This is a genomic window from Micromonospora sp. D75, from assembly GCF_018070405.1.
Classification (GTDB): Bacteria; Actinomycetota; Actinomycetes; order Mycobacteriales; family Micromonosporaceae; genus Micromonospora; species Micromonospora chalcea.
In genome coordinates this window covers 1-8,506 of the sequence record NZ_JAGPXV010000225.1, presented here as the reverse complement: position 1 = coordinate 8,506, position 8,506 = coordinate 1, and the positions used below count along the sequence as shown (strand labels likewise).

The window sequence follows — 8,506 nt, the reverse complement described above, 5'->3', positions numbered from 1 at the left end:
GGGTGTTCAGCGCCGGCGCCGACATGCACGCCCTCGGCGACATCGTCGGTGACCCGGCGGCGTTCGCCGCCTTCATGCAGGACTGGCACGACGCGTTCGACGCGGTCGCGGCGTGCAGCCGGCCCACCGTCGCGGCGGTGCACGGAATCGCCTTCGCCGGCGGCTTCGAGCTGTTCCAGGTGTGCGACGTCGCGGTCGTCGCCGACGACGCCCGGCTCGGCGACCAGCACGCCCGCTACGGGCTCTTCCCCGGCGGGGGCAGCGCCCAGCGCCTGCCCCGGCTGATCGGTGACCGGCGGGCCCGGTGGCTGCTGCTGTCCGGTGAGGAGATCCCGGCGGCCGACGCCGTGGCGGCAGGCCTGGCCAACGAGGCGGTACCGGCCGACCGGGTCGTCGCCCGGGCGAGCGAGATGGCCGCCCTCCTGGCCACCCGCAGTCCGCTCGCCAGCGCGGCGATCAAACGCGCGCTGGCCGCCGGCGCCGGACTCGACGTGGGCGCGGCCCTCGCCGCCGAACGCCCGATCGCGCTGGCCCACATGGCCTCCGCCGACGCGCGGGCCGGCCTGGACGCCTTCTACCGACGTGTGGCCCCGAGATTCCCCAGCAACCAGGGAGAGGCATGAGCAGCTACAGCGACATCCTGTACGAGGTCGCCGACAACGTCGCGACCATCACCATCAACCGGCCGGAGCGCCGTAACGCCTTCCGGTCGGAGACGCTCGACGAGCTGATCGACGCGTTCCGGGCCGCGGAGGCCGACCGTGAGGTGGGCGTGATCGTGCTGACCGGCGCCGGGGACAAGGCGTTCTGCGCCGGCGGGGACATCCACTGGGAAGAGGCGTCCGACGAGTCCGGCGCCATCCAGATGGCCCGCCGTACGACGATCCTGTCGCTGGTCATGCGCGGCTGCGGCAAGCCGATCATCGCGCGGGTGCGCGGCTTCGCCGTCGGCGGCGGCAACGAGTTGCAGATGCTGTGCGACCTCACTGTCGCCTCCGAGGACTCCCGCTTCGGGCAGTCCGGGCCGAAGATGGGCTCGGTGCCGGTGTGGTGGGGCACGCAACTGCTGCCGCGGATGGTGGGCGAGAAGAAGGCCCGCGAGATCATCTTCCTCTGCGAGCAGTACACCGCGCGCGAGGCGCTCGACATGGGCTTGATCAACAAGGTCGTGCCGGTCGAGGAACTCGACACCACGGTACGCGCGTGGTGCGACCGGATGCTGACGCTCAGCCCGCAGGCGCTGCGGGTCGCGAAGATCTCGCTCAACTACGAGTCCGACCAGTTGTGGCCGTCGGTGCTGCACGGCAACCAGATGATCTCGTTCATCCACGGCACCGAGGAGTTCCACGAGGGCACCCGCGCCTTCCTGGAGAAGCGCCCGCCGCAGTTCGGCAAGTTCCGCAAGTGAGGGGAGACGCAGGTGCGGTGTGACGGCAAGGTGGCGCTCGTGGTGGGCGCCGGCAGTGGCATCGGGGCATCGGCCGCCGAGGTGTTCCACGCCAACGGCGCCACGGTGGCGGTCGCCGACATCAATCTCGCCGGGGCGCAGGACACGGCGGGCCGGCTGGTCGAGGCGGGTGCCAAGTCCTCCGCGTTCGCTGTCGACATCACCCGCCGGGACCAGACCGAGGACCTGGTACGCGACGTGCTGGCCGAGTACGGGCGCATCGACATCCTGGTCAGCACGGTCGGGTGGTCGGACACGACGTTCCTGGTGGACGAGGACGAGGCGTACTGGCGCCGGATCATCGACATCAACCTGATGGGGTCGATCTTCCTGTGCCGGGCGGTGCTCGACCACATGATCGAGCGGCGCTCCGGGTCGATCGTGCTGACCAGCTCCGACGCCGGGAAGGTCGGCACCATGGGGGAGACGGTGTACGCGGCGGCCAAGGCCGGCGTGATCGGCTTCGTCAAGTCGCTGGCCCGGGAGGTCGCCCGGCACCAGCTGCGGATCAACGCGATCTCGCCCGGGCCCACCGACACCCCGCTCATCCGGGCCCAGACCGACCAGCGGGTGATCGAGAAGATGGTGCGGGCGGTGCCGCTCAAGCGCATGGGCGAGCCCGTCGAGCAGGCCAACGCGTTGGTCTTCCTGGCCTCGGACGCCGCCTCGTACATCACCGGCCAGACGGTGAGCGTCAGTGGCGGCTTGACCATGACGTCGTAGCGGCCATGTCCACGATGGACGACATCGAGCTGTCGGCCGAGGACCGGGCACTGCGCGACCTGGTCCGGCGGCTGGCGCGGGAGCGGATCGCCGGGGAGGCCCGGCGGATCGACGAGGCGGAGGAGTACCCGCACTCGTCGATGCGGCTGCTCGGCGAGGCCGGGCTGTTCGGGCTGCTGATCCCGGAGCGGTACGGCGGCCAGGGCGCCGGCATGCGCCAGTACGCCCTGACCACCGAGGAACTGGCGCGGGCCTGCGCGGCCACCACCACCGCGTTCATCACGCAGACCCACGCGATGCTGCCGATCCTGGCCGTCGGCGACGACGAGCAGAAGCGCCGGTGGCTGCCCGGCCTCGCCGCCGGGCGGGCGCTCGGCGCGATCGCCATCACCGAGCCGGAGGCCGGCACCGACGTGCCGGCCCTCGCGACGCGGGCGGTCCGCGACGGCGACGGGTACGTCGTCTCCGGCCGGAAGATGTTCATCACCAGCGGCGGCGTCGCCGACCTGATCACGCTGTTCGCCCGTACGTCGCCGGGACGCGACGGGATCAGCGTCTTCGTCGTCGACGCGCGCTCGCCGGGAGTGCGGCCCGGCCGGCCACTGGCGAAGATGGGCATCCGTGCGTCGAACACGGTGGAGCTGGCGTTCGACGAGGTGCGTGTGCCGGCGACGGCCCGGCTCGGGCCCGAGGGGATCGGCTTCCACACGGCCGTGCACGTGCTGTCCGACGCGCGGATCAGCACCGCGGCCCAGGCGGTGGGCATCGCGCAGCGCGCGTACGACATCGCCGACGAGTTCACCCGGCAGCGGCGTCAGTTCGGCCGGCCGGTGCGGGAGTTCCAGGCCGTGCAGTTGCGGCTCGCCGACATGTACATCGCCGTGGTCACCGCCCGGCTGCTCGTGCAGCGGCTCGCCCGGTTCGTCGACGCGGCGCCGGACGGGAATCGGGCGGTCGAGGCCGCCGCGGCGAAGGTCTACTGCTCCGACGTCGCGATGCGGGTCGCCGGCGACGCCGTGCAGCTGATGGGCGGCTACGGCTACATGCGCGAGTTCGAGGCCGAGCGGTGCATGCGCGACGCGAAGATCACGCAGATCTACGACGGCACCAACGACGTCAACCGGCTGGTGCTGGCCCGGCAGCTCGCGAAGCGGTCGGCATGACGCCGCTGTCGGGGCGGGTCGCGGTCGTCACCGGCGCCAGCCGCGGGCTCGGCCGGCAGGCCGCCCTGGCACTGGCCGGGGCGGGCGCCGCCGTGGTGGCCGCCGGCCGCGACCGCGCGGCGCTCGACGAGACGTGCGCACTGGTCGAGTCGGTGGGCGCCTCGGCCCTGCCGGTGGTCTGCGACGTGACCGACGAGGCGCAGGTGGACGCCCTCACCCGGTCGGCGGTGGACCGGTACGGGCGCATCGACGTGCTGGTCAACAACGCCGGCGTCGCGTCGGAGCACAGGGCGCTGGAGCTCGACGTCGCGGAGTTCCGCCGGGTCCTGGAGACGAACGTGATCGGCACGTTCCTGCCGGCCCGGGCGGTCGCCGCGCACATGCGCGACCGGGGCGGCGGCGCGGTGGTCAACATCGGGTCGGTGATGGGCCGCTCGGGAACGTCCGGACTGTCGCACTACGGCGCCAGCAAGGCCGCCGTCTTCCAGCTCACCCGCGGCTGGGCGGTGGAGTGGGCCCGGTACGGCATCCGCGTCAACTGCCTCGCCCTCGGCTACTTCCCGACCGGCATCAACCGGGACCGGCTGGCCGAGGAGGGGGTGGCCGAGCGCGTGCTGGCGCGGGTGCCGGCCCGCCGGTTCGGCGTCCCGGCGGAGATCGGACCGACTGTGGTCCACCTGGCGTCCGACGCCAGCCGCTACATGACCGGGCAGGTCGTCTACCTGGACGGCGGTATGTCCGCACGCTGAGGAGGTACGCGAGATGGCGGGACCGTTGACGGGTGTCCGCGTGGTGGAGCTGGCCGGACTGGGACCCGCGCCGTACGGCGTGATGCTCCTGGCCGACCTCGGCGCCGACGTCGTCCGGGTCGACCGGGCCCCGTCGGATCCGGCGGATCTGGGCCGGCTCATGGCCGGCTGCTGGCGGGGCCGGCGGTCGGTGGCGGTGAACCTCAAGCACGATGCGGGCCTGCAGATCCTGCTCGACCTCGCCGACGGCGCCGACGTCCTGGTCGAGGGTTTCCGGCCGGGCGTGGCCGAGCGGCTCGGCTTCGGGCCGCAGGTGTGCCTGACCCGCAACCCGCGCCTGGTCTACGCGCGGATGACCGGCTGGGGCCAGGACGGGCCACTGTCGACCGCGGCCGGTCACGACCTCAACTTCCTCGCCGTCGCCGGCCTGCTGCACGGGATGGGCCGGGCGGACGCCCCGCCTCCACCGCTGCCCGGCTACGTCGGAGACTTCGGTGGCGGCGGGGCCTTCCTGGCGATCGGCGTGCTGGCCGCGCTGCTGGACCGGCGGCGCACCGGGCTGGGCCAGGTGGTCGACGCCTCCGTGCTGGACGGAGCGGCGTCGCTCGGCTCGTTCGTGTACGGCCTGGCCGCAATGGGCGAGTGGACGGACGAGCGGGAGGCCAACCTCAGCGACGGGGGGTGCCCCTTCTACGACACGTACCAGACCGCTGACGGCGGATACGTGGCGGTCGGCGCGCTGGAGCCGCGCTTCTACGTGGAGATGCTGCACGGCGTCGGCCTGGACCCGGCCGAGTGGCCGCAGCACGACCGGACCCGGTGGCCGGCGTTGCGGTCCGCGCTGACCGCGCGGTTCGCGACGTCCACCCGGGACGAGTGGGCGCGGCGGTTCGCGGGGCGGGACGCCTGCGTCAGCCCGGTGCTGCGGCTGGCCGAGGCGCCGCACCATCCGCACAACGTCGCCCGGGGGGTGTTCGAGGAGGCAACGGGCCGGTGGCAGCCGGCGCCGGCTCCGCGGCTGTCCCGTACCCCGCTATCGGCCGGACGGCCGGCGCCGCGGGTCGGCGAGCACACCGCCGAGGTGTTGGCCGAGCTGGGCCGAACGGCGGATGACATGGCACGTCTTCGGTCGATCGGCACAGTCGAGGAAAACTGAATACTGGACACTGGATACCGTTTTTCCTATGCTCCTGAGGCAGCCCGGTTGAGGCGACGAGTCCGGCCGACAGGGCGATGAGCTGGTGCTCTTCCGCCCGGTGACCTTCGGAGCCGGCCTGGCGAGCGACGGCTTCACCCGACGCCTTCCGCGTCGTCCGCCGTCGCGGCCACAGTTTGGAGGCAGCTCATGGTGCGAAAGTCGGTTACGGCGATCGCCCTGTTGGCGTTGGCGCTTGCGGGTTGCACAACCACCTCGAGTGAGGGCGGCGGCACGCAGGTCAGCACACAGGGCGTCACCGACACGGAGATCTACATCCAGGGATTCGGCCCCATCACCGGTCCGGCCAGCTGGGTCGGCCTCGGCAACCGCGACGGCTTCGCCCTCGCGGTCAAGGAGATCAACGCCGCGGGCGGTGTGCACGGCCGGAAGATCCGGTTCGAGTTCCACGACGACGCGTTCCAGGTCGCGCAGGCCCAGCAGGTCGCGCGGCGCATCATCCAGCAGGACAAGCCGTTCATGGTGTACGCCGGCACGGGCAGCACGACCTTCCTCGCGGTCGCCGACCAGCTGCGGCAGAGCGGACTGCCGGTCTACAACGGCTTCTCCGGCAGCGAGGCCGCCCGCAAGACCCCCGAGGTCGACAACATGTTCCACGGCGAGGCCGTCTCCACCAAGTGGGTCGCGCCCAGCATCGCCGACATGGTCGCGGACAACCTCAAGGCCACCCGGGTCGCGATCCTGCACGAGGACGGCGAGTGGGGCCGCACGCTGTGCGCCCAGGTCGCGACCGAGCTGCAGGGCAAGAGCGGCCTGCAGGTGGTCGCCAACGAGACGTACCCGGCCGCCGGCAACGACTTCACCGGCCAGCTCGTGGCGATCCGTAACGCCAACCCGCAGGTCGTCGTCAACTGTGGCCTGTTCCCGGCCGCGAAGATCATCCTGCGGCAGGCTCGCGAGCTGGGGCTGAAGGCCCAGTTCGTCGGCGACGCGGGCCAGGCCAACGCCACCGTCTGGACGGGCAACGAGGCGGCCGCCGAGGACTGGCTGTTCAACTGGTACGAGCCGCAGTTCCTCACCGACACCACCGGCGCGCAGGGCGAGTTCCTGCAGAAGTACAAGGCCGAGTACCCGTCGGCGCCGACCGGACGGCCCAACCACGCCGACAACTTCTCCTACACCGCTGCCTATCTGCTCAAGAGCGCGCTGGAGGAGGCCGGCAAGGACCTCACGGCGGAGAAGTTCATCGAGGCGCTCGCCGCCGTCAAGGACGCCAGGCCGACGCCGATCAGCCCCAACGTCAGCTGCGCCAACGAACGCCACGAGTGCTTCGTCGACCTGGTCTGGATGCGGATCCAGGGCGGCAAGGCGGTACCGGTGGACGACGCCGGCCTCGCCCAGATCGCCGGCAAGGTCTCCGGCTCCTGACTCAACCCCTCCCGGGCCCGGCCGCACCGGCCGGGCCCGCGGCGCAAGCGAGGTACTGATGTGACAGTCATCCAACTGCTTGTCAACTCGCTCACGCTCGGCGCGATCTATGCGCTCGTGGCGCTGGGTCTCGTACTGGTCTTCAAGTCCTCCGACCTGGTCAACTTCGGGGCCGGCGACTGGGTGCTCGCCGGCGCGTACATCGCGCTCGCCCTGCTGACCGCCGGCCTGCCCCTCTACCTGGTGCTGATTCTGGCGCCGCTGGGCGGCGCGCTGATGGGGCTGGTCATCGACCGCGCGGTGTTCCGCCGGATCATGAGCGCCTCACCGTGGACGTTCGTCGTCGCGAGCCTCGCGGTCGGCGGGCTGCTGCGCGAGCTCGCCGTCCTGCGCTACCAGTCCAACCACTTCCCGTTCCCGCCGGTGCTGTCCCGCGACCCGGTCGAGGTCCTCGGCGTACGCATCACACCGCAGAACCTGTGGGTGCTCGGCGCGACGGTCGTCGTGGTGACCGCGCTGCTGCTGTTCTTCCGCTACACCACGTACGGGCGCGCGCTGGAGGCGGTCGCGCAGAACCGGGTCGGCGCCCAGATCGTCGGCATCAACCTGAGCCGGGCCCTGATGGTCACCTGGGCTCTCGCCGGCGCGGTGAGCGCTGTCGCCGCCGTCCTGATCGCCCCGTCGACAGACGTCTCACCGGAGATCGGCCTGCTGCTGGTCAAGGGATTCGTCGCGGCGGCGCTCGGCGGCCTGGACAGCCTCGAAGGCGCGGTGATGGGCGGCGTCGCGGTGGCCGCGATCGAGACCTTCACCCAGGTCTACCTCAACCAGGCAGCCGTCGACGTGGTCGTCTACGGCCTGCTGCTCGTCGTCATGTGGGTGCGGCCGGCCGGCCTGCTCGGCCGCCGCGTGGTCCGGAGGGTCTGAGCGGATGAGCAACCAGACCGTAGGCAGCACCGAGAAGGCCCCGGCGGCCACCGTCTCGGCGCCGGCGCCGCAGACGGCCGGCGACGGCCGTCTGCCACGCGCAGCCCGGGCCGCGGCATGGCTCCTCGTCGGAATCGTCCTGCTGGCGCTCCCGCTGCTGCTACCACCGTTCCGGACCTATCTGGCCACAGTGGTCCTCGTCTACGTCATCGCCGTGGTCGGCCTCAACGTCGTGATGGGCTTCTCCGGGCAGATCTCCATCTCGCACGCGGCGTTCATGGGGGTCGGCGCCTACACCACGGCCGTCCTGATGGGACGGTGGGAGCTGCCGTTCCCGCTCGCCGCGCTGGCCGGCGTCCTGCTCGCCACCCTGCTCGGCTACGTGGTCGGCCTGCCGGCGCTGCGCATCGCGGGGCACTACCTGGCCCTGGCCACGCTGGCGTTCCAGCTCATCGTGCAGAGCGTCATCTTCAACTGGGAATCGGTCACCAACGGGCCACGCGGCATCGCCGTACCGCCCGCAGTGGTCGGGGTGTTCCCGCTCGCCGACCGCAACCTGTACTACCTCGTCCTCGTCGCCGCGCTGCTCAGCCTGCTCTTCGTCCGCAACGTGGTGCGTTCCCGGGTCGGGCGGGCGTGGCGGGCCATCCGGGACAAGGAGATCGCCGCGTCCGTGTTCGGCGTCGACGTGGCCCGGTACAAGACGCTCGCCTTCGGGGTGAGCGCCGCATACGCGGGCCTGGCCGGCGCGATGTTCGCCATCACCGTCGGATTCCTCGACCCGGCCGCGTTCAACCTGTGGGAGTCGGTCAAGCAGCTCACCATGGTGCTCTTCGGTGGGCTCGGCACGCTCGTCGGCCCGCCGCTCGGCGCGACGCTCCTCGTCCTCGCGCCGGAGTTCCTGACCCCGTTC

The 8,506-nt window shown here is 71.8% G+C and carries 9 protein-coding genes; all 9 read left to right on the top strand.

Annotation, left to right across the window (positions count from 1 at the left end; translation table 11 throughout):
• The coding region (locus KBX39_RS15505; RefSeq protein WP_210871213.1) for an enoyl-CoA hydratase/isomerase family protein at positions 1-623 on the top strand (623 nt) is incomplete at its 5' end.
• Entirely contained in the window at positions 620-1,408 is a 789-nt protein-coding gene (locus KBX39_RS15500) for an enoyl-CoA hydratase-related protein (protein ID WP_043324800.1), read from the top strand. The genes KBX39_RS15505 and KBX39_RS15500, both read left to right, overlap by 4 nt.
• Positions 1,409-1,420: 12 nt before the next feature.
• Complete coding sequence (locus KBX39_RS15495) at positions 1,421-2,170, top strand: SDR family NAD(P)-dependent oxidoreductase (protein WP_210871211.1); 750 nt, start codon at positions 1,421-1,423, stop codon at positions 2,168-2,170.
• A 5-nt stretch (positions 2,171-2,175) separates the two neighbouring features.
• Positions 2,176-3,333, top strand: coding sequence for an acyl-CoA dehydrogenase family protein (locus KBX39_RS15490; RefSeq protein WP_210871209.1), 1,158 nt, complete (start codon positions 2,176-2,178; stop codon positions 3,331-3,333).
• Positions 3,330-4,082, top strand: coding sequence for an SDR family NAD(P)-dependent oxidoreductase (locus KBX39_RS15485; protein ID WP_043324798.1), 753 nt, complete (start codon positions 3,330-3,332; stop codon positions 4,080-4,082). The genes KBX39_RS15490 and KBX39_RS15485 overlap by 4 nt, the downstream gene beginning before the upstream one ends.
• A gap of 13 nt (positions 4,083-4,095) precedes the next feature.
• Positions 4,096-5,238 (top strand): CaiB/BaiF CoA-transferase family protein, encoded by a 1,143-nt coding sequence (locus tag KBX39_RS15480; protein ID WP_210871207.1) that lies wholly within the window; start codon positions 4,096-4,098, stop codon positions 5,236-5,238.
• A 189-nt stretch (positions 5,239-5,427) separates the two neighbouring features.
• Positions 5,428-6,666, top strand: coding sequence for an ABC transporter substrate-binding protein (locus KBX39_RS15475; protein WP_043324795.1), 1,239 nt, complete (start codon positions 5,428-5,430; stop codon positions 6,664-6,666).
• A gap of 60 nt (positions 6,667-6,726) precedes the next feature.
• Positions 6,727-7,593, top strand: a complete 867-nt coding sequence (locus KBX39_RS15470; protein WP_051611011.1) for a branched-chain amino acid ABC transporter permease — start codon at positions 6,727-6,729, stop codon at positions 7,591-7,593.
• Between the two features lie 4 nt (positions 7,594-7,597).
• Positions 7,598-8,506: branched-chain amino acid ABC transporter permease (locus KBX39_RS15465; protein WP_210871205.1), on the top strand; the 909-nt coding region annotated here is incomplete at its 3' end.